General features: G+C 72.7%; 21 protein-coding genes. 8 read left to right on the top strand and 13 right to left on the bottom strand.

Going from position 1 to position 20,279, the window contains the following annotated elements:
• Window positions 1-2: 2 nt before the first annotated feature.
• Window positions 3-590: a nucleotidyltransferase family protein gene (locus tag ACN260_RS17100; protein WP_422752059.1), complete on the bottom strand. Its 588-nt coding sequence runs from the start codon at window positions 588-590 to the stop codon at window positions 3-5.
• Window positions 591-633: 43 nt separating this feature from the next.
• The gene (locus ACN260_RS17105) at window positions 634-1,200 is read right to left on the bottom strand and encodes a kinase (protein WP_422752060.1); all 567 of its coding nucleotides are present in this window, start codon (window positions 1,198-1,200) and stop codon (window positions 634-636) included.
• Between the two features lie 122 nt (window positions 1,201-1,322).
• On the opposite strand from ACN260_RS17105, the gene ACN260_RS17110 reads away from it, so the two are divergent.
• Window positions 1,323-1,751 (top strand): YkvA family protein, encoded by a 429-nt coding sequence (locus ACN260_RS17110; RefSeq protein ID WP_422752061.1) that lies wholly within the window; start codon window positions 1,323-1,325, stop codon window positions 1,749-1,751.
• Between the two features lie 32 nt (window positions 1,752-1,783).
• On the opposite strand, the gene ACN260_RS17115 is transcribed toward ACN260_RS17110, so the two are convergent.
• The 6 genes from ACN260_RS17115 to ACN260_RS17140 all read right to left on the bottom strand — a co-directional run bounded on the left by ACN260_RS17115 (window position 1,784) and on the right by ACN260_RS17140 (window position 8,018).
• Window positions 1,784-2,896 (bottom strand): scyllo-inosamine-4-phosphate amidinotransferase, encoded by a 1,113-nt coding sequence (locus tag ACN260_RS17115; protein WP_422752062.1) that lies wholly within the window; start codon window positions 2,894-2,896, stop codon window positions 1,784-1,786.
• A gap of 2 nt (window positions 2,897-2,898) precedes the next feature.
• Window positions 2,899-3,459, bottom strand: a complete 561-nt coding sequence (locus ACN260_RS17120) for a MaoC family dehydratase (RefSeq protein ID WP_422752063.1) — start codon at window positions 3,457-3,459, stop codon at window positions 2,899-2,901.
• Window positions 3,449-4,690 (bottom strand): aminotransferase class I/II-fold pyridoxal phosphate-dependent enzyme, encoded by a 1,242-nt coding sequence (locus ACN260_RS17125; RefSeq protein ID WP_422752064.1) that lies wholly within the window; start codon window positions 4,688-4,690, stop codon window positions 3,449-3,451. Before ACN260_RS17125 ends, ACN260_RS17120 begins: the two co-directional genes overlap by 11 nt.
• 46 nt (window positions 4,691-4,736) lie before the next feature.
• On the bottom strand, window positions 4,737-5,579 hold the full coding sequence (locus ACN260_RS17130; protein WP_422752065.1) for an HpcH/HpaI aldolase/citrate lyase family protein: 843 nt from the start codon (window positions 5,577-5,579) through the stop codon (window positions 4,737-4,739).
• The gene (locus tag ACN260_RS17135) at window positions 5,579-6,583 is read right to left on the bottom strand and encodes a quinone oxidoreductase family protein (protein ID WP_422756739.1); all 1,005 of its coding nucleotides are present in this window, start codon (window positions 6,581-6,583) and stop codon (window positions 5,579-5,581) included. The genes ACN260_RS17130 and ACN260_RS17135 overlap by 1 nt, the downstream gene beginning before the upstream one ends.
• A gap of 100 nt (window positions 6,584-6,683) precedes the next feature.
• On the bottom strand, window positions 6,684-8,018 hold the full coding sequence (locus ACN260_RS17140) for a peptide ligase PGM1-related protein (RefSeq protein WP_422752066.1): 1,335 nt from the start codon (window positions 8,016-8,018) through the stop codon (window positions 6,684-6,686).
• On the opposite strand from ACN260_RS17140, the gene ACN260_RS17145 reads away from it, so the two are divergent.
• The 4 genes from ACN260_RS17145 (at window position 8,002) to ACN260_RS17160 (ending at window position 11,126) form a co-directional block, all read left to right on the top strand.
• A complete protein-coding gene (locus tag ACN260_RS17145) occupies window positions 8,002-8,202 on the top strand; it encodes a hypothetical protein (protein WP_422752067.1) in 201 nt (66 codons plus the stop codon). The genes ACN260_RS17140 and ACN260_RS17145 overlap by 17 nt on opposite strands.
• A gap of 443 nt (window positions 8,203-8,645) precedes the next feature.
• Window positions 8,646-9,221 carry a hypothetical protein gene (locus ACN260_RS17150; protein WP_422752068.1) on the top strand — a complete coding sequence of 192 codons (576 nt, stop codon included), beginning with the start codon at window positions 8,646-8,648 and terminating at the stop codon, window positions 9,219-9,221.
• Between the two features lie 352 nt (window positions 9,222-9,573).
• Window positions 9,574-10,149: a lytic polysaccharide monooxygenase gene (locus ACN260_RS17155; protein ID WP_422752069.1), complete on the top strand. Its 576-nt coding sequence runs from the start codon at window positions 9,574-9,576 to the stop codon at window positions 10,147-10,149.
• A gap of 122 nt (window positions 10,150-10,271) precedes the next feature.
• Window positions 10,272-11,126 (top strand): ABC transporter ATP-binding protein, encoded by an 855-nt coding sequence (locus tag ACN260_RS17160; protein WP_422752070.1) that lies wholly within the window; start codon window positions 10,272-10,274, stop codon window positions 11,124-11,126.
• Window positions 11,127-11,129: 3 nt separating this feature from the next.
• On the opposite strand, the gene ACN260_RS17165 is transcribed toward ACN260_RS17160, so the two are convergent.
• The 4 genes from ACN260_RS17165 to ACN260_RS17180 are packed head-to-tail and all read right to left on the bottom strand — an operon-like array spanning window position 11,130 to window position 15,047.
• Complete coding sequence (locus ACN260_RS17165; protein ID WP_422752071.1) at window positions 11,130-11,942, bottom strand: ABC transporter ATP-binding protein; 813 nt, start codon at window positions 11,940-11,942, stop codon at window positions 11,130-11,132.
• On the bottom strand, window positions 11,939-12,973 hold the full coding sequence (locus ACN260_RS17170; RefSeq protein ID WP_422752072.1) for a FecCD family ABC transporter permease: 1,035 nt from the start codon (window positions 12,971-12,973) through the stop codon (window positions 11,939-11,941). Before ACN260_RS17170 ends, ACN260_RS17165 begins: the two co-directional genes overlap by 4 nt.
• The gene (locus ACN260_RS17175) at window positions 12,970-14,010 is read right to left on the bottom strand and encodes a FecCD family ABC transporter permease (protein WP_422752073.1); all 1,041 of its coding nucleotides are present in this window, start codon (window positions 14,008-14,010) and stop codon (window positions 12,970-12,972) included. The genes ACN260_RS17170 and ACN260_RS17175 overlap by 4 nt, the downstream gene beginning before the upstream one ends.
• Entirely contained in the window at window positions 14,010-15,047 is a 1,038-nt protein-coding gene (locus tag ACN260_RS17180) for an iron-siderophore ABC transporter substrate-binding protein (protein WP_422752074.1), read from the bottom strand. The genes ACN260_RS17175 and ACN260_RS17180 overlap by 1 nt, the downstream gene beginning before the upstream one ends.
• Before the next feature lie 99 nt (window positions 15,048-15,146).
• Between ACN260_RS17180 and ACN260_RS17185 the strand changes: the two genes are divergently transcribed.
• On the top strand, window positions 15,147-16,835 hold the full coding sequence (locus tag ACN260_RS17185) for an ABC transporter ATP-binding protein (RefSeq protein WP_422752075.1): 1,689 nt from the start codon (window positions 15,147-15,149) through the stop codon (window positions 16,833-16,835).
• A complete protein-coding gene (locus ACN260_RS17190) occupies window positions 16,832-18,685 on the top strand; it encodes an ABC transporter ATP-binding protein (protein WP_422752076.1) in 1,854 nt (617 codons plus the stop codon). Before ACN260_RS17185 ends, ACN260_RS17190 begins: the two co-directional genes overlap by 4 nt.
• On the opposite strand, the gene rpsD is transcribed toward ACN260_RS17190, so the two are convergent.
• Window positions 18,673-19,281, bottom strand: coding sequence for a 30S ribosomal protein S4 (gene rpsD, locus ACN260_RS17195; RefSeq protein WP_422752077.1), 609 nt, complete (start codon window positions 19,279-19,281; stop codon window positions 18,673-18,675). The genes ACN260_RS17190 and rpsD overlap by 13 nt on opposite strands.
• Window positions 19,282-19,354: 73 nt before the next feature.
• On the opposite strand from rpsD, the gene ACN260_RS17200 reads away from it, so the two are divergent.
• Window positions 19,355-20,089 carry a DUF2470 domain-containing protein gene (locus ACN260_RS17200; protein ID WP_422752078.1) on the top strand — a complete coding sequence of 245 codons (735 nt, stop codon included), beginning with the start codon at window positions 19,355-19,357 and terminating at the stop codon, window positions 20,087-20,089.
• The last annotated feature ends 190 nt before the right edge of the window (window positions 20,090-20,279 follow it).

Consider the following 20,279-nt stretch of genomic DNA (forward strand, 5'->3'; position numbering starts at 1 on the left):
GTTCACCTGTCGTCGGCGGCCGGGTCGACCACCCGTACGCCGGGCCAGCGTGCCGCCGGGCGCTGGCGGGCGAGCCGACGTCGGGACACCTCGCGGCCGGCCCGGGTCGGGTTGTGCCGCCACACCCCGTCGAGCAGGTCGTCCAGGCCGTACGGCGCGCAGACGGCGATCGTGTCGTCGGCGTGCAGGCGTACCGCGACGGCGGTGGCGTACTCGGGCCAGGTGGCGACCGCCTCGGCAATCGTCCGCAGCGGGGCCACCGGGTCGCCGCCGAACGTCGCCGGGTACCAGGTGTGCACGGCGGCCTGGTTCTTCGCCTCCCACGGCGGCTGCGGCCAGGCCGTCGCCAGTCGCGCGGTGGCCCGGTCGTCGTTGGCGCGGGTCAGGTCCGTCGGGTCGAGGAAGACGACGTCGACGTCCCGGACCGCCGACGGGTCGAAGCCGTCGCCGTAGCGTCGGCCCCAGACCAGGTCCCGCACGACCCCCGCCCCGATCCACGCGTCCGGCAGGCCGGTGTCCCGGACCACCCCCAGGGCCCGCATCAACCACCCGCTGCCCCGGACCAGGTCCCGTAGTTCGTCCTCGCGCACCCGACCAGCCTAGGAGCAGCGCGTGGACGGGGACGGTGGGTGCTCAGGGCCGCACCGGGAGGAAATCGGCGTCGCTCCCGGTCAGGGGCAGGCCGGCGGTGGCGGCGATCCGCCGGACCGCCTCCTGAAGCGGGGTCGTCTCGGGCAGGACCATCTCGTCGTCGTACCCGAGCAGGTCACGCGGGGCGTACCAGCCCCGCATGTCATCCGCGGTGAACTCCGTGGCCTGCGGCCGGGTCGCGTGTCGTCGCAGGGTCTCGGGCAACGACACGTCGAGATAGACGAACACCGTCCTGCCCCGGTGGCCGTCGCGCAACGCGGTGAGCATCCGCCGGTACCGGGCGGTGTGGAGGATTCCTTCGAGGATCACGTGGTAGCCGTGGTCGAGGGCCAGCCGGACCGTCTGCCCGATCAGGGTGGGCGCGAGCCCACCCGGTCTGTCCCGTTCCCGTAACACGACCCGACGCAGGTAGTCCTGCTCGACCAGGGCACAGCCGCGACCGTGCCGCAACCGCAACTGCCGGGCGATGCTGCTCTTGCCCGCGCCCGAGTTACCCCGGACGGCGATCAGGATCGTCCGGTCGCTGCCGGTCGGGATCGCCTCGTCCATCGCGGTGGCCCTCCCCGGGTGTCGACCGGTCCCGTCACCGGTGTGGCGTCGACCGGCGGGCCCGGCGGGACTCTGCGACGATGCCCGGGCCGCACGGAGTACGGCGGAGGGGGGCGGCGCGGATGGTCACGGACATCCTGGTCGGCGGCGCGGTCGCGGTGGCGGTCTCGTGGGTGGCGTTGCTGGTCGGTCTGCTGATCGTACGACCGCGGGGGCCGTTGCTGGCCGAGGCGCTGCGGATCCTGCCCGACCTGGTACGGCTGCTGCGGCGGCTGGCCGGTGACGCCACCCTGCCCCGCGGCGTCCGGGTACGCCTGGGCCTGCTGCTGGCGTACCTGGTGATCCCGGTCGACCTGATCCCGGACTTCGTCCCGGTGCTCGGGTACGCCGACGACGCGATCCTCGTCGTCGCGGTGCTGCGGTCGGTGGTCCGCCGGGCGGGTGTCGGGGCGGTGCGCCGGCACTGGCCGGGTACACAGGACGGTTTCGCCGCGCTGTGCCGGATGACGGGCGTCCGCCGGACCGACGGCGACCATACGGCCCGGCGGTGACGCCGGCCGGCCTGGAACAGGAGGCCGGGCGGTCAGTCCAGGTAGTTCTCCGGACCGCCGGCCCGGACGGTGTCCAGGGTGACGCAGTGGAAACCGCCGCCGAGCAGCTGCGCGTGGCGCAGCCGGTGCGGAAGCACGGTGATCCCGCGCCGTTCGAGTGCGGCGATCAGGTCCGGCTGCTCGGCGTCGACGATGGCGTGTTCCTCGTCGACCATCAGCAGGTTCATGCTGATCCAGTGTTCGCTGAGGGTGGGCGGTCCCGCTGCGGGGCGACGCAGCGGCGGGCACCACAGCACGTCCCAGCCCCGTAGCGGGGCCGGTATCCCGTCCGGCGTGATCCGACCCGGGTTGAGCAGCACCAGCCCGGGGCGCAGCAGGGCGATCGTGCTGTCGATATGGGTGTAGCCGTAGATCCCGCGCAGCGGATGGACCCGGATGTCCCCCAGTAGCCGGACGACCGATTCCAGCCAGCGCAGGCCGAGCTCGTTGCCGCTGCGCGACACCTGGTAGAAGAGGTCGCGACCGAGGCGGAGCACGTTGGCGGCGTCGAAGACCGGCTCGCTGTCCCCCAGGTCCGGCAGGCCGTCCGGGTCGAGCAGGTACAGCTCGTCGGTCAGTCGTGGGCGGGGCGCGGCCAGCCAGGTGGCACCGCGCCGCAGGTAGTCCTGGAAGAGTGGACGCAGCCCGAACACTTCGAAGTAGCGGGACCGCGTCGGGCTGGCGGTCTCGATGATGGTGGATCCCACCACCAGGGTGAGGTCGCGTGGGCAGTAGGAGGTGAAGCCGGCGCTGCGCCAGTGTGGTGAGGCGAACTCGACGCGGTGGTCGACCACGGCGGGTTGGTGCACGGTGACGCCCAGCCCGCGCAGGCTGGCGCACAGCACGGCCAGGTCCTCGTTGGTCTCGTCGACGACCTGCGCCGGCATCTCGCCCACGGCGATTCTGCCCAGCTCGGCCCGGGTGAGCTGGGGAAAGCAGCTCAGCCATGCCGACGGGTCGTCCTGCTGCGGGAGTCGGGCGTGGGTGGCGTCCCCGACGACGATCTCACGCAACGCGGTGAACTCGTCCCACGAGTTGACTGCGGGCGCACCGAACGCCGCGGGGAGGGACGGGGCCGGCGTGGTGACGGTCCGTTCTGCGGTCACGGTCAGTATCCTGTCCTGTCGTCGGTGCGGGAATCCTCCGTCGGCACCAGGAAGCTGCGCTCGAAGGTGAGGACCACCTCGCCGGTGGCCTTGCGTCCGGTGGTCCGGCAACTCACGATGCCCTCGCCCGGCCGGCTCGCGGACAGCCGTTTGCCGGTCACCTCGCTCTCGGCGTAGAGGGTGTCGCCGACGAAGACCGGGCAGGGCAGGTGGATCCGTTCCCAGCCGAGGTTCGCGGTGGTCCGGCCGCTGGTGCTGCGGGCGGTCATCCCGCCGACGATGCTCAGAGTCACCAGGCTGGAGACCAGTGGCCGCCCCCACCGGCCCGCCGCGGCGTACGCGGCATCGATGTGCAGCGGTGCGGCGTTCATGCTCAACATGCTCATCAGCACGTTGTCCATCTCGGTCACGGTTCGGCCGGGACGGTGCTCGATCACCGTGCCGACCACGATCTCGTCGTAGTAGAAGCCGACCTGCTCGCGGTACCGGTTCTCCCCCACCAGCCGGAAGCCGGTCGGGCCGGTGCGGTCCGTCGCCTGCCGTCGCTGCGGTTCAGGCCGCATCGGTCAGCTCCCGCACGTGGTCGGCGAAGGTGGCCAGGACCCCCCGGTCGATGTCCGCGCGGATCATGATCCGGAGTCCGGCCTGCCCCTGCGGCACGATCGGAAAGAACACCGCGGAACTGTAGAAGCCGCGCCGGTACAGCTCGGCGGAGAGCTGCACCGCCCGGTCGGCGTCGCCGACGGTGATGCGGCGTACGGGTAGGCCGTTGCCGGCGAACGGGGTGGGCAGCAGCTCGTCGAAGTAGGCGACGTTCTCGTGCAGCCTGCGCTGCAACCGGCCCAACTCGGGCGAACGGTGGATGGCGGCACTCGCCAGAGAGGCTCCCACCAGGGGCAGGGACACGTTCTGCGACCAGCCGACCGGCCCGGCGTGCCGGGCCAGGAAGTCGTGCATCGCCGGGTCGCCGAGCATGGCCACGCCGCCGCCGGTGCCGAAGCCCTTGCCCAGGCTGGTGACGATGACGGTGAGCGGGTTCATGGTCAGGCGGGACCGCACAAAACCCTCACCACGCTCGCCCATGAGCGACAACGAGTGCGAGTCGTCGATGAACAGGAACAGTCCGTACCTGTCCTGGAGTTCCAGCAGGCCGTCCAGGGCGGCGGCGCCCCCCATCGAGTAGGCACCGTCGGCCACGTAGGCCACCCGCGGATAGCGTCGGCAGACGTCCTCCAGATAGTCGAGGTCGTTGTGGTCACAGGTGAGGACCAGGCTCTCCTCGGCGCAGATCGGCTTGACGTACGACATGCAGAAGTGGCAGAACCGGTCGAAGACCATCACCCGCGGACCGCCGGACGCGAGGTGCCCGGAGGCGACCAGGGGCAGGATCCCGGCGGTGAGCGCGCTACAGGTGGTGCCGGGGATCACCCGGGCGCCGAACAGGTCGCCCAGTTCCTCCTCCAGCCGGGTCAGCAGCCGGTGCCGGATCCGGGTGGTCGAGGTGACCAGCCAGGTGGCGCCGGCCTCACGCAGCGCCGACATCGCTCCCTCGATCACCGCCGGGTGGTGGTTGAGCCCGAGGTACGCGCAGGAACACATGTTGACGAACTCGTGACCCGTCGCCCCGTCGACGAGCCGGTTGTTCGCGTCACCCGAGGGTGTGTCGACGCTGATCCCGGTCAGGCCGTGGTCGGCCGCCGCCTGCCAGACCGGGTCGGCGGTGCGGATCATCTTCTCGGCGTTGCGGTAGCGGTGCGGTCCGACGATGCTCTGACGCTCTTCGGTGCTCGTCACTTTCCTCTCCCTGCCGATGATCTGACGGCTGGTGTCGCAACGACGGTCAGCCGGACGGGTCGAACTCGTCGAGCAGGCGCTGGGACGCCTCGAAGAAGGGCCGCCCCACCATCACCCCGTCGACGGTGGTGATGCCCTGGCCGCTGCGCTGGCCTGCGGCCACCACCCGGCGGGCCGCCTCCAGCGATTCCGCGTCCGGGGAGAAGACCTCGTTGATGACGGTCACCTGGCGCGGATGCAGGGCGATCTTTCCGCTGAACCCGAGGTCCTGGGCCAGGACGGCCTCCCGGCGCAGCACGGACAGATCCTGGAGGTGGAAGGTCGGCGAGTCGATCGCCTCGACCCCGGCGGCCCGGGCGGCGTTCACGAGCCGGCTACGGGCCGGTACCAGTGGTCCCCAGCGCAGCGGGATGCCGAGGGCGGAGGCGTAGTCCGCGGATCCGAAGATCAGTGCCCGGGGGCGGGGGGACGCCGCCGCGATGGCCACGGCGTTCTCCACCCCGCGCGGCGTCTCGATGACCACGCAGAGGTCGAGGTCCGGGCGGACCGGGCGGAGCAGTCGCGCCACGATCTCGACGTCGCGTGGCGATTCGACCTTCGGCACCAGCACGATGGGCGGCGGTACCGGGTAGTCGCGCAGGGCGAGCAGGTCGCGCACCCCGTCCGGATCACTGATCACGTTGATCCGGACGGCGCACCGACGGCCGGCCGCGCTCTGGTCGGTGAAGAACGCGCTGGCCCGGGATCGGGCCTCGGCCTTGGCCCGGGGCGGCACCGAGTCCTCCAGGTCGACCAGGCAGATGTCGGCCGCCGAGAGGTGGCAGTTGGCGTACCGGTCGGTCGCGGTCGCCGGGGTGCAGAGCATGGAACGGCAGTACCGGGTGAACATCACGCCTCCCGGCGTACGTCGATGAGGACCTTGCCCGTGGTGGCGCGGGTGGCGACCGCAGCGTGCGCGAGGCCGATCTCGTGCAGGGCGACGGTCCGGTCGACGTGCACCGTGACCAGCCCCTGGGCCGCCAGGTCGAACAGCCGCTCGGCGGTCGCACGCAGCAGCGCGCGGTCGTCGACCACGTGTCGCATCCAGAAGCCTGCGCACCCGATGGACCCCTGGGCCAGCTGCGCGGTGGTCACCGCGACGACCCCGGCGGGGGTCCGCGGGTCCGCGGCACCGTCGCTGCCGGGTGGTCCGGGGGGACGCCAGCCCAGACAGACCAGCCGTCCGAACGGGGCCAGGCTGGCCAGGGCGGACCGGGCCACCGCCCCGCCGACCGAGTCGACGAAGAGGTCCACGCCGGTTCCGCCGGCCGCCGTCCGCAGCCGGTCGGCCAGCTCCGGATCAGCCGGGTCCAGCGCCACGTCGACACCGAGCCGGGTGACGAACTGCCGCTTCACCGCGGTCGACGCCAGCCCGATCACCGGCGCGGCCCCGGCTGCCACGGCGAGTTGCACCGCGAGGTGCCCGACGCCCCCGGCCGCGGCGGAGACCGCCACGCTTTCACCGGCGCGCAGCCGACCGGCCAGGTACAGCGCGCCGTGGGCGGTGACGCCCTGCTCGAACAGGCCGAGGGCCTGGGCGTCGTCGATGTCCGCCGGGACCTCCACGGTGTACGCGTCGCGGGCCGCCGCCACCTCGGCGTAGCCGCCCCCCTGGCGGAGCAGGGCGACCACCCGCCGGCCGTCGGCCCGTCGACGCCCGACCGCCTCCACCCCGAGCACCGCGGGCAGCGGCGGCTGCGGTGGTACGCCGGCGGCGCGCTCCAGGTCGTCGAAGTTGACCCCGGTCAGCGTGACGTCGATGAGGCTCTCCCCGGGACCGGGTGACGGTTCGGGTATCCGCTCGACGCGCAGCGCGTCGGACGCTCCTGGTCGGTGCAGGACCACCGCCCGCATCCACCGGCTCATCGCGATCACCACCGGTCCGGGGACGGCAGCCCGGCGGGTGGCGGCACCCGGCTGTCGCGGCCGGTCCGTCGCGACGGGGTGTCGCGGGTCATGACGGCCGGTCCGCGAAGAGTTCCCCGAGCCTGCGGTGCAGTTCCCGGGCTGCGGGGAGGTCGGGGGCCACGGCGCAGCAGACGACGGTGCCGTCCCCCTCGACGTCGTCGGAGGTGACCACGATCCCGGTGCGGCTGCCCGGGTCCCAGGCCAGTCCTGTCGCCGCGAGCCGTCCGACGGCGGCTGTGAACGACGGTACGGCCCACCCGTCACGTTCCAGGAGGACCCGCTCCCGGCGTGGGTCGGGGTCGACGACGCGACCGTCGAGCACCAGGTGCAGGTGGGTGGTGCCGGTCAGACGGCAGTTGGTCTCGGTGAACAGCACGCGCCCCTGCGGGGTGAGGATGGCGTCGGCGCTGACCACCCCCCGGTAGCCGAGCACGCGGAGGGATTCGACCAGGCGTTCGGCACCGTCGAGCAATTCTGCCCTCTGCTGCGCGTCGAGAATCTGCGCGGGGGACACGGTGCCGACCGCCACCGGCTCCATCAGCAGTTCACCCACGCCGATCAGTTCGGCCGGCTTGTCGGTGACGAGATACTCGGCGTAGACGGTGGCGCAGCCCGGGACGAACTGCTCGACCACGAACCGGTGTGCACCCGCGGCGGTGAGCCACTCCCACCGCTGCTGCACGTACGACAGCAGCGCGGGACGGTCCGGCAGCACCACCACCCGGGGCGCGCCGACCGGCGCGACGCCTTCGGTGCGGCTGAGGATCTCGTTGCCGAATCCGCCCCCGTTGTACTCCAGCTTCACCATCACGCTGTGGCCCTGGTCGAAGAGGTCGGTGATCGCCTGGAGTGCCTCCTCATGGCGGTTTACCACGGTGCCGGGGGCGATCGGCACGCCGGCGCCGGCCGCCAGCGCCCGGAATCCGGCTTTGCTGTTCACCAGCGCGTCGCCTCCCTGGGCGCTGAACGGGTAGCCGGGCAGGGCCGTCTCGGCGGCCAACGCCCGGGCGAGTCGGGTGACGGCGAGGTCCTTGTAGACGGCCACGATCTCCGTCGGCGGCCGGTGGCGCAGGGCGCGGCGCAGGTCGTGCAGGAGCCGTGGATCGGCGAGCCGGTCGGGGGTGAGGATGTGCGTGCCGAGGCTGCCGGGAGGTGGGATCACCACGCTCAGCGAGGACGCGTCGGTGCCGGTCAGCTGGGTGACGTAGGTCAGGTAGTCCGCCGGTGGGGCGAACGGCAGCACCAGCACGTCGCCGTCGCGGGCGTACCAGAGCAGGCGCTGTGCGGCGCATCCGCCGGCCCGGAGCTGGTCGCGGGTCAGGGCCGTCAGCTCGCCCACCATCTCCCGGGTACGGCTGTTGCCGATGATCAACGTGGTCATGACCGCCCCATCACTGTCGGCGGTGTTCTCGGGCATGGCTGCGCCGGTCGGTAATCGAATCGACAGCCGGGGGGCAACAGAGGACAGGCCGGTCACCGCCGTGACCTGCACAACAACGCATCGCGTGACTTCGATGCCGTCAGTCAACACGCTACCGATCGTCACCAATGATCGCAATGAGTGATGTTACGGCTACGAAAAGTGCCGTAATCGGGTCGACACCCCGCCGGAGCGGCAGGCGTGACCGGACGCCGACTGCCGGGCGCCCGGGAGAAAACCGATTCGGCGTCCTCACCTGCGGAGACGATCGGGCCGCATCCCCACTGACGCCCGTCAATGTTGCCGGAGCACCTCCAGACGTGTTGGAATGGTCCATATCGCCGCAGCACGGGGGCAACCGTGCTGAGCACGGCCAGCATGGGAGCACCGCGGTACGGGTAACGCGCCACCCTGGCGGACGCCCGCACGTCACCGCACCGGGCCATCGTCCTGACGACGGGCATCCTGCCGGGCGGGCATCAACGCCTGCCATGCGCACCCCTGGCACGTGTCCCCGACGACCGGCGTGTCCGACGCCCCGGGCCGTGGTCGGCCTGCCAGCACCAGAACCGGCGACGAGGTGAAGCGATGAGTTCCCCAGAGAGTTCCGTGTGGTACCGGCACCGCCTGGTGTGGGTGGCGGTGGTCCTGCTGGTGGTGTCGGTCGGCACGGTCGTGCTGGCCAACCGGAGCAGCACGGGGGCGGAGCCGGCGGACCTGCCGGCGCAGATCACGGCCCGGATGCGTACCACGCTGGAGCGGGCGGACCCGGCCCAGCACCAGCATGCCGGGCACGACGCCCAGCAGGGTGCCGGCGCGGAGAAGCCGCCGGTGATCTGCGGGGTCCGCGTCTACGGCTACGAGCCGGCCGGGGCCGCCACGTTCGCCGACGTCCGGACGGTCTACGGCTTCCACCTGTGCGGGATCGCCGAGCAGAAGCGCCCCTGGGACGTGGCGGTCAAGCTGGCCGGACCGCTGATCATGGACATGTCCACCGATCCCCCGGGCATCAGGGTCGTCGAGGCGACGGCGGAGGTCAGGTTCGTCGACCGGCTCCGGGAGATGTTCCCGCCCGCGTACGCGACGATGGCGCAGCAGGAGTCGCTCGGCGCGACCGAGATGGCCGACCTCCGTCGCCGCTACGACGCCGCCGCCGAGTTGTGACGCGCCCGGCGTCGTAGCGGCCGTTCCCGTCGCCGGACCCCGCACCGACCCGCGGTGACGCCGTGCCCTCGGCCCGCCACGCCGGTCGTCGATCCGGTGATCCCGGACAGCTCGACCACATCCGACAGCTCGCTCCAATCCGACTAAACATCGATCAACATTGATATTTTGCGTCATTGGTGCCACAGTGGATTCGGGAGCATTCGCCTTCCGATGTCTCGTACCGACGAATGGAGGATGAACAGTGCGTTCACACCAGTCCGACCAATCCGGCGGACGTCCCCGGTCAACCGTCCGCCGGTCCCTCCAGGCGCTCGTCCTGATGTTCGCCATGGTGGTCGGTACGCTGCCCATGACGAGCCCCGCCCAGGCGCACGGCACGGTCATCAACCCGGCTACCCGGGCGTACCAGTGCTGGAAGACGTGGGGCAGCCAGCACACCAACCCCGCGATGCAGCAGCAGGACCCGATGTGCTGGCAGGCATGGCAGGCCAACCCGGACACCATGTGGAACTGGATGAGCGCGTTGCGCGACGGCCTCGCCGGCCAGTACCAGCCGAGCACCCCGGACGGGCAACTGTGCAGCAACGCCCTGTCCCGGAACAACTCGCTGAACACGCCCGGGGCGTGGAAGGCGACCACCGTCAGCCGCAACCTCACCGTCCAGATGTACGACCAGGCCAGCCACGGTGCGGACTTCTTCCGGGTCTACGTCACCAAGCAGGGGTTCAACCCGGCCACCCAGCGGGTCGGGTGGGGCAACCTGGACCTGATCACCACGACCGGGCGGTACGCGCCGGCACAGAACATCTCGTTCAACGTCTCGATCCCGTCGTCGCGTTCCGGGAGCCACGTGCTGTTCTTCATCTGGAAGGCGTCGCACGCCGACCAGACCTACATGTGGTGCAGCGACATCAAGATCGCCTGATCGACGACGCGCCACGCGTCCGGCCCAGGGCTGCCCCGCCCTGGGCCGGACGCGTGCCGGGAGCGTCCCACCCGAGGAGATCCGACCGGGGTGACGCCGGAGCCGTTGTTACGGTGTCCCGCATGCTGCCCGACCTGCCGCAGGGCTTCCCCGTGACCGCGCCGCCGGTGCTGCGGGTGACGGACGCGGCCGTCGTCCGCGACGGCAGGCCGATCCTGTCCGAGGTCTCGCTGACGGTACGGGCCGGCGAGCACTGGGCGCTGCTCGGCGCGAACGGAGCGGGCAAGAGCACCCTGCTCAGCCTCCTCGGGGCGGTCGCCCATCCCACCCGGGGCACCGTCGAGGTGCTGGGTCACCGGCTGGGCCGGGTCGACCTGCGGGAGCTGCGTTCCTCCGTCGGCCACGTCGATCCCCGGCACGACCCGGGTTCGCCGCTCACCGTGCACGACGTCGTGCTGACCGGGTTGACCAACACCAACGACCGGGTTCCCCGGTGGGCGCCGACCCCGGAGCAGACCGCCGAGGCCGACCGGTTGACCGGCCTGCTCGGCCTCGGTGAGCGGCGCGGGGCGCGGTGGCCCACCCTGTCGCAGGGCGAGCGGGGCCGCACGCTCATCGCCCGCGCGCTGATGCCCAGGCCCCGGCTGCTGCTGCTCGACGAGCCCGCGACCGGCCTCGACGTGGCCGGCCGGGAACAGCTCATCGAGCGGCTCGACGCACTCCAGCAGACCTGTCCGCGGCTCGCGTCCGTCCTGGTCACCCACCACCTGGAGGAGCTTCCTCCCGGGACGACCCACGTCATGCTGCTGCGCGACGGACGTCCGCTGGCGTCGGGCCCCGCCGACGAGGTACTCACCAGCGACCAGGTCAGCAAGTGTTTCGACCATCCGGTCCGCCTCGCCCGCACGGACGGGCGGTGGAGTGTGCGGGCCGACCGCCCGACGGCGCGTCCGGATGGCCCACCGCCGGGTCGGTGAAGGTCAGGCGCGGCCGGCCGTGACGTGGTGGCGGCCGATCGGCAGCATCAGCGGCCGGCCGGAGACCGGATCGACGATGACCCGGCTGTCCAGGCCGAAGACGGCCCGGACGCACTCCTCGGTCAGCACCTCGGTCGGCGGTCCGGCCGCGTGCAGGCCGCCGTCGGCGAGCGCGACGAGGTGGCCCGCATAGCGGGCCGCCATGTTCAGGTCGTGCAGCACCATCACGATGGTGGTGCCACGTGTGGCGTTCAGGTCGGTGAGCAGGTCGAGCACCTCGACCTGGTGGCTGACGTCGAGGAAGGTGGTCGGCTCGTCGAGCAGCAGCAGGTCGGTCTGCTGGGCCAGCGCCATCGCGATCCACACCCGTTGGCGCTGGCCGCCGGAGAGTTCGTCGACCGACCGGTCGGCCAGGTCGGCGGTGTGGGTGGCGTCGAGGGCGGCGGCGACCGCGCGGTCGTCGTCCCTGCTCCAGCGGGACAGCAGCCGCTGGTGCGGGTTGCGGCCCCGGCCCACCAGGTCGGCCACGGTGATGCCCTCCGGCGCGATCGGCGACTGGGGCAGCAGGCCGAGGGTGCGGGCCAGTTCCTTGGCCGGCATCCGGTGCACCTGCCGGCCGTCGAGCATGACGTGACCGGTGCGCGGGGCGAGCAGCCGCGACATCGACCGCAGCAGCGTCGACTTCCCGCACGCGTTGGCGCCGACGATCGCGGTGATCCGGCCGGGCGGGACGAGCAGGTCGAGCGATTCGATGACGACGCGGTCGCCGTAGCCGACGGTCAGCTTCTCGGTCGTCAGGGCGTGGTCGGTGGTCACAGCGAGCCTCCGGCGCGGTTCGTGCGGACGAGCAGGTAGATGAGGTACGGGGCACCGAGCACGCCGGTGATCACCCCCACCGGGAACCGGATGTCGAAGGCGAACTGGCCGAGGAAGTCGGCGACCAGCACCAGCAGCGCGCCGACGAGGGCGGACGGCAGCAGCGGTGAGCCGCCGGCCCCGACGAGCCGGGCGGCGATCGGCCCGGCCAGGAAGGCCACGAACGCGATCGGCCCGGTGGCCGAGGTGGCGAACGCGATCAGGCCGACGGCCGCGACGATCGAGACCAGCCGGGTACGTTCCAGCCGGGTGCCGAGCGCCGCGGCGGTGTCGTCGCCGAGTTGCAGCATGGTCAGGCTGCGCGCCCGGCTCAGCAGCACCGGGCCGAACAGGGCCAGGGCGGCCAGCACCGGAACGGTCTCGTCCCAGGTGGAGCCGTTGAGGCTGCCGTTGAGCCAGCGGGTCGCCGCCTGCAGGTCCCACTGGCCGGCCTGGTTGAGGATGTACGCGGTGGCGCTGTTGAGCATCGCGGCGATGCCGATACCGATCAGCACCAGCCGGGTGCCGGCCACCCCGTCGGTGAACGACAGCAGGTAGATGAGCACGGCGACGCCGAGCGCGGCGACGATGGCGAACACCGCGACGCCGGTCCCGTCCAGGCCGAGCACGATGATGGCGAAGGCCGCGGCGGCGCTCGCCGCCGAGCTGATGCCGATGATGTCGGGGCTGGCCAGCGGGTTGCGCAGCATGGTCTGGAAGGTGACCCCGCCCATGCCGAAGCAGAGCCCGGTCGCCAGGGCCAGGACGGTGCGGGGCAGCCGGAGTTCACCCACGGTGAACGACGCGCCGGGCACGGTCTCGCCGAGGATCACCCGCAGCACGTCGCCGGCCGGGTAGAAGGTCCGCCCGACCATCAGCGAGACGACGACCATGGCGGCCGCCGCCAGGGTGAGGGCGACGAGCACGGCGCGGCGTCGTCGGTCGCGCCGGACCCGGCCGCGGGTGACGGCCGCCAGGGTCGTGGTGCTCACAGTTCGCGTACCTTCTGCCGGCGGACGATGTAGATGAAGAAGGGCGCGCCGATCAGGGCGGTGATGATGCCGGCCTCGATCTCGTCGGGGCGGTTCACCACCCGTCCGGCGACGTCGGCGACGGTCAGCAGTGCTGCGCCGACCAGGGTCACGAACGGCAGCAGCCAGCGGTGGTCGAGTCCGACGAGCAGCCGGCACAGGTGCGGCACGATCAGGCCGACGAAGGCGATCGGCCCGGCGACGGCGGTGGCGGCGCCGCAGAGCACCACCGCGCCGGCGGCGGCGATTCCCCGGACGAGGGCGACGCGTTCGCCGAGGCCGGCGGCGAGGTCGTCGCCGAGCGCGAGGGAGTTCAGGGCCCGGGCGCACAGCAGGCAGACGGCCACCCCGGCGAGCAGGAACGGCAGGACCTGGCCGATGCTGTCCCAACTGGCCCCGCCGACGCCGCCGACCTGCCAGGACTGGAAGTTCTCGGCGATGTCGCCGCGCGGCAGCACGACCGCGGCCACCAGGGACGCGAGGGCGGCGGAGGTGGCCGCCCCGGCGAGGGCGATCTTGAGCGGGGTCGCGCCGCCGCGACCGAGCGAGCCGACCGCGTAGACGAACAGCGAGGACAGCGCCGCCCCGGCGATGGCGACCCAGATGTACGCGGTGGCGGTATACAGGCCGACGGTGGCCAGGCCGACCGCGATGGCCAGCATCGCGCCCATGTTCACCCCGAGGATGCCCGGGTCGGCGAGCGGATTGCGGGTGACGCCCTGCATCACCGCGCCGGACAGGGCCAGGGCCGCGCCGACGAGGGCGGCGAGCACCGTACGGGGCAGGCGTTTGACCACGGCCGCCTGGTCGAGGGTGTCCTGGGTGCCGCCGAGCGCGGCGGTGATGTCGGCCCAGCCGACGATCCGGGAGCCGAAGGCCACCGACGCGAGCAGGGTCAGGGCCAGCGCGGCGAGGACGACCAGGAGCCAGGTCAGCCGCGTCCGGGCCGGACGTCGCCGCAGGGCGACGTCCGGCCCGGATGTCGTCAGAGCGGTCATCAGAGCTTGTCGGCGGCTTTGCCGAGCAGGTCGACGTAGTCCTTGAGGACGTACGACACGCCGAGCGGGGTCGGGTTGGCAGCGGTGGCGACGGGGGTGCTGCCGGGCAGGGAGACGAACGAACCGCGCCTGATCGCGGGGATCTTGGACAGCAGCGGGTCCTTCTGGAGGGTGGCCAGGGTGGTGCCGTCGGCGTCACCGTAGGTCACGATGATGTCCACGTCGCTGAGGTTCTGCACCTGCTCGGCGCTCTGGGTGAGGCTGAACTCCTTGGTGGTCGCGGAGGCCTTCGCGATGCTCTCCGGGTGCTTCAGGCCGAGGTCGGTGAAGAACTGGGCCCGGGTGTCGTTCGTGGTGTAGAAGCTGATCTTGCTGAGGTCGGTCGGGTCGAGGTGGGTCAGGAACATCGCCGACCGGCCGGCCAGCTTCGGGTAGCGGGCCGCCTCGTCCTTCATCTGCTGCTCGATCTTCGCGATCAGCGCGTCACCCTCGGCGGCGAGGCCCAGGACCGTACTTTCCAGTTTGATGCTGTCGCGCCAGGAGGTGGCCCAGGGCGCCTGCGGGTACGCGACGACCGGCGCGATCTTGCTCAGGGTGTCGTAGTCCTGCTTGGTCAGGCCGGAGTAGGCGGCCAGGATGACGTCCGGCCTGGTGTCCGCCACCGCCTCGAAGTCGATGCCGTCGGTCTCGTCGAACAGCACCGGGGTCGACGCGCCGAGTTCCTTGAGCCGCGCGGCGTCCCAGGGCAGCAGCCCGTCGCCGTCCTCGTCACCGAAGTTGGCCTTGGCGTAGCCGACCGGGACGACGCCCAAGGCGAGGGGGACCTCGTGGTTGGCCCAGTTGACGGTGGCGACCCGCTCGGGCTTCTTCGCGATCGTGGTGGTGCCCAGCGCGTGGGTGACGGTCAGCGGGAAGGTCGCCGTCGCGGACCCGGACGCGGCGGGCTCCTCGTCGGTGCCGGCGGACCCGCCACAGGCGGCGAGGGCGAGCGTGGTGGCGACCGCGACGATTCCGGTGAGCAGCCGGGTGGGACGCATACGGAGTACTCCAACTCACATAGTAAGGACAGGCTTACCTAAAACTTGATCGGTAAAGTACTCCACGTTCCTGAGCCGTTGACCAGGGGGTTCTGCATAGTGAGCAAGGTCAGTACCGGCGCCGCGGTCCTGCTCCGGGCGGTCGCCCGCAACGGGCGACGCCTCTGGACCGGCACGGCACTGGCCGGCGTCTACCAGCTCTGCGCGGCCCTGGTGCCGATCCTCATCGGCGTCATCGTCGACCGGGCCGTCGCCACCGGTGAGGTGACCGCGCTGCTCGGCTGGACCGCGGCCCTGGCGCTGGTCTACCTCGTCGGGGCGGTGACGTACCGCTTCGGCGCGCGGCACCTGCAACGGGCCATCGCCGAGGAGGGCCACCAGCTACGGGTCGAACTGGCGGCGAAGATCCTGCACCCGCGCGTGCTGCGCACCGGGCGACACACCGGCGACCTGCTCGCGGTCACCACCACCGACGCCGAGTACACCTCCTACCTGCTCGACCACATCCCACGGGTCACCAGCGCCCTGGTGGCGGTCACGGCCAGCGCGGTCGCGCTGCTGCTGATCTCGACACCGCTCGGGCTGACCGTGCTCATCGCCATCCCGGTCGTGCTGGCGGTCCTCACCCGCACAGCCCCGCTGATCGCCCGGCGCGTCAGGGAACAGCAGGACCAGGCCGGTCGGGCCAGCGCGCTCGCCACCGACCTGGTCACCGGGCTGCGCCCGCTGCACGGCATCGGCGCGCAGGACGCCGGGGCCGGGCGGTACCGCCGGGTGAGCCGGCACAGCCTGGCCGCCACCCTGCGCGCCTCCCGGACCCAGAATGCGTACCTGGGCGCGTCCACCATGCTGAGCAGCCTGCTGGCCGGGGGCATCGCGCTGATGGCGGGCTGGTTCGCGCTGACCGGCCGCATCACCGTGGGCGAGTTCATCACGGTGATCGGCTCCGCGCAGTTCCTCGTCGAACCGTTCGGCGTGCTCGCGGTCGTACCGGGCTGGACGGCTGCCGCCCGCGCGGCGGCGGACCGGGTCGCCGCCGTCCTGCGGGCCGACGTGGTCCTGCCGCCGGGCACCGCCGTGCCCGACGGGTGCGAGCTGCGCCTGACCGACGTGACGTACGGTCCGCTGGCCGGTCTGCACCTGCACGTCCGCGCCGGGGAGTTCGTCGGCGTGGTGGCCTCCCGGCCGGCGGACGCCGAGGCGCTGGCGCGGCTGCTGGCGGTGCCCGACGGCCATTCGGGTGACGTCCTGCTCGGCGGCGAACGGCTGGAGACCGTGGACCGGGACCGGGCGCGCCACCTGCTGCACAGCGAACCGCACCGCACCGACCTGTTCAGCGGCACCCTCGCCACGAACGTCGCCCCGCACGACGACGACGGCGGACGCCTCGACGAGGCCCTGCGCGCCGCTGCCGCCGACGAGGTGGCGCACCTGCATCCGGCGGGCCTGGACATGCCGGTCACCGAACGCGGCGCGAACCTCTCCGGCGGCCAGCGGCAACGCGTCGCGCTCGCCCGCGCACTGCTCGCCGGACCGCCGCTGCTGGTCCTGCACGACCCGACCACCGCCGTCGACGCGGTCACCGAACAGGCCGTCGCCGACGGCATCCGGTCGCTGCGGCACGGGTCGGACGGCGGTTACGGCACCATCGTCATCACCAGCAGTCCGACGTTGCTCGCCGCCACCGACCGGGTCGTGTTCGTCGCCGACGGGGTCGTCGCCGCCGAGGGCGCGCATGCCGAACTCGTCGCCGACGACGACAGCTACCGCCGGGCGGTGCTGCGGTGACGCCCCCGATGCTGCCCGTGGCCGGCCCGCGCGAGAGCAGGGCGTGGCTCGGCGCGCAACTGCGGGCCCGCCGGGGTGCCGCCTGCGGCACGCTGGTCGTCGGGCTGCTCGCCGCCGCCACCGCGATCGTTCCCGCCTACGCCTTCGGCCTGCTGGTCGACCGGGTCCGCGCCGGTGGCGGCACCGGGGTGCTCGTCCCGGTCGCCGTGCTCATCGCGACCGCCGCCGTCGTCGGTGGTGCGGCCACCGGCGTCAGCGCCCACCTGATCCGCCGGTTGGGTGCGGGCATCCTCGCCGACCTGCGCGAACGCACCCTGGACGTCGCGTTGCGGCTGCCCGTGGCGGTGCTCGACCGGGCGGGCCGGGGCGACCTGGTCTCGCGGGTCGGCGCGGACGTCAGCGCCATCGACCGGGCCGTCACCGAGGTGCTGCCCACCCTGGTCTCGGCCCTGTTGCTGGCGACGATCAGCCTCGGCACGATCGTCGGCATCGACTGGCGGCTCGGGCTGGCCGGCGCGGTCGCCGTCCCGCTCTACGTGCTCGCTTCGCGGTGGTACCTCCCCCGGGCCGCGCCGGCCTACGCGGCCGAGCGGGTCGCCATCGCCTCTCGGTCCCAACGCTTCGTCGAGAGCGTGCAGGGCATCGGCACGGTGCACGCCTACCGGCTGGAGGACCGCCACCTCGGCGGCATCGCGGACGCCTCCGCCCGCGCCCGGGACCTCTCGACGAGCGTGTTCGCCCTCTACACCCGGTTCGTGGGACGGATCAACGCAGCGGAGCTGGCCGGGCTCGGGTCGGTGCTGGTGGTGGGGTTCCTGCTCGTACGCCGGGAAGCGGTCACCCTCGGCGAGGTGTCGGCGGCGGCGTTGCTGCTGCACCGGCTGTTCGGCCCGGTCCTGCAACTGATGGTCACCTTCGACAAGGCCCAGGACGCGGGGGCCAGCCTGGCCCGCCTCGTCGGGGTGCTGCGCACGGACCCGGACCGTCGCGCGGGCGGCACCGCGCCCGCGACGCACGACCTCGTGCTGGACGGCGTCGGCTTCAGCTACGACGGGGCGACGCCGGTGCTGCGCGACGTCTCCCTGCGGGTCGGGGCGGGCCGGGTGGTCGCGCTGGTCGGCTCCACCGGCGCCGGAAAGACCACCGTCGCGTCGATCGCCGCCGGGGTCCTGCGCCCCGGCCGCGGCGTGGCCACCCTGGGTGGTGTTCCCGTCCCGGAGCTGCCCGCCCGGACGATCGCCCTGGTCAGCCAGGAGACCCACGTGTTCGCCGGTCCACTCGCCGAGGACCTGCGATTGGCCCGGCCGCATGCCTCGCCGCAGGAGCTCACCGCCGCCCTGGCCCGGGTCGGCGCCCTGACCTGGGCGCTCACCCTTCCCGACGGGCTGGATACGGTGGTCGGCGAGGGCGGCCACCCACTGACCGCGGCGCAGGCGCAGCAGTTGGCGCTCGCCCGGGTGGTGCTGCTCGACCCGGCGGTCGTGGTGCTCGACGAGGCGACCGCGGAAGCCGGCAGCGCGGGGGCGCGTGACCTCGAACAGGCCGCCGCCGCGGCGTTGGCGGGACGCACCGCCCTGGTCGTCGCCCACCGCCTCACCCAGGCCGTGACCGCGGACCACATCGTCGTCATGGACCGTGGCGAGATCGTCGAGAGCGGCCCGCACGCCGAGCTGATCGCCGCGGACGGCAGCTACGCCCGGCTGTGGGCGGCGTGGACCGCCCGCGCCGACGGCACGCCGACCCGGGCCGGCGACGCGCCGGGCTCCACGGTGGTCGGCGACGACCCGCCCGTACCGCGACCACGGCACGGGCGGTTGACCGGGCCGCCGCTGACCGCTCAGCGGGAGTAGAACTCCACCACGAGCTGCTCGTCGCAGATCACCGGCACCTCGTGCCGGGCGGGCTCGCGCAGCAGCGTGGCGCGCAGCCCGGTCAGCTCGACCGACAGGTACGGCCGGGGTCGGTCGTCGGCGTGCGCGCCGGCGGCGGCGAGCTGGAACGGCGGCAGGGTGCGGCTGCGCTCGCGGACCGCGACCACCTGGCCGGGCCGCAGCCGGTACGAGGGCCGGTCGACCTTGCGTCCGTCCACCGTGAAGTGGCCGTGCCCGACGAGCTGGCGTGCCTGGTAGATGCTGCGGGCCAGCCCGGCCCGGAGCACCAGCGCGTCGAGTCGCCGTTCCAGGAGCGCGACCAGCGACTCGCCGGTCTTCCCGGCGCCCCGGGCGGCCTCGTCGAACGTCCGGCGCAGCTGGGCCTCGCTGACGTTGTACTGGTGGCGCAGCCGCTGCTTCTCCAGCAGCCGCACCTGGTAGTCGGAGGTCTTGCGCCGGTTGCGGCCGTGCACGCCCGGCGGGTAGGGACGCCGCTCGAAGTAGCGCACGCACTTGCGGGTCAGCGGGATGCCGAGGGCACGGGAGAGCCGGGCCTTGGGACGGGGGTGGTTCACGTTCGACGTCTCCGATCGGATGGTCTAGCCTGCGAGTTAGGTAAGGCTAACCTATGTTGAGGAGATCGGGATCATGCGACCCAGCCCGGCGGAGATCGTGCGTACCCTCGTCGCGGGCCGGCTGCCCGCCCTCGCCCATCTGGCCGGCAGCACCGGCCCGCACCAGGTCAGGCACGCCACCGACCCGGCCGGCCGGGTGCTGCTGCTGGTGCCGGCGCTCGGCGACCTCGCCACGGCACTCACCCCGCCGGCCGGGGACACCGACGTCGCCACGGTCCTCGACGTACTCGACCTGCCGCCCACCGCCGACGCCCCCTCGCTCGGCCGGGCCTGGGTCTCCGGCTGGGCCGAACGCCTCGACGGCGACGCGGCCCGACAGGCCGCGATGGACTTCGCCGCCACCCGACCCACCGGCGACCTGCTCGACGTGGGCAGCCGGTTCCTGCTGCACCGGTTCGCGGTGACCGAGGCCCGCTGGGAACGCGCCGGCGGCATGCGCCCGATCGACCCGCAGGCGTACGCGCAGGCCGAGCCCGACCCGTTGCACGCGGCCGAGGCGGACCTGCTGGCCGACCTCGCCGACCACCACGCCGAGCAGGTCGCGGCCCACCTGCGCCGCCAGTTGAAGCTCTCCGGCGCCGAGTCGCCCCGGGTGGTCCGGATCGACAGGTACGGCCTGACGGTCGCTTACGGTCGGCCCGGCGCGGTCCGACGGGCGAGGGTGGGCTTCGCCCGACCCGTCGCCGACGTCGACGAGCTGTCCCGGCTGCTACACCCGATGCTCTGCCCCCGGCAGGCGGCGGCCTGAGCCCGCCGCGACGGCGCTGACGCCCGCTGCCCACCCTGACCACCGGCCGGGGTCAGGCACCCCGGACGTCGTCGACGCGGCGGCTCCTGGCGCGCCGTTACCCCGGTCCGCCGGATACGGTGGTGCGGTTCACCGGGAACGTCCCCTGCGCGAAGGCGGCGACGCCGCAGGTCGGGGCTTCCTGTACCAG

This window comes from Micromonospora sp. WMMD708 (assembly GCF_049315245.1).
In the GTDB taxonomy this organism is placed as follows: Bacteria; Actinomycetota; Actinomycetes; order Mycobacteriales; family Micromonosporaceae; genus Micromonospora; species Micromonospora wenchangensis.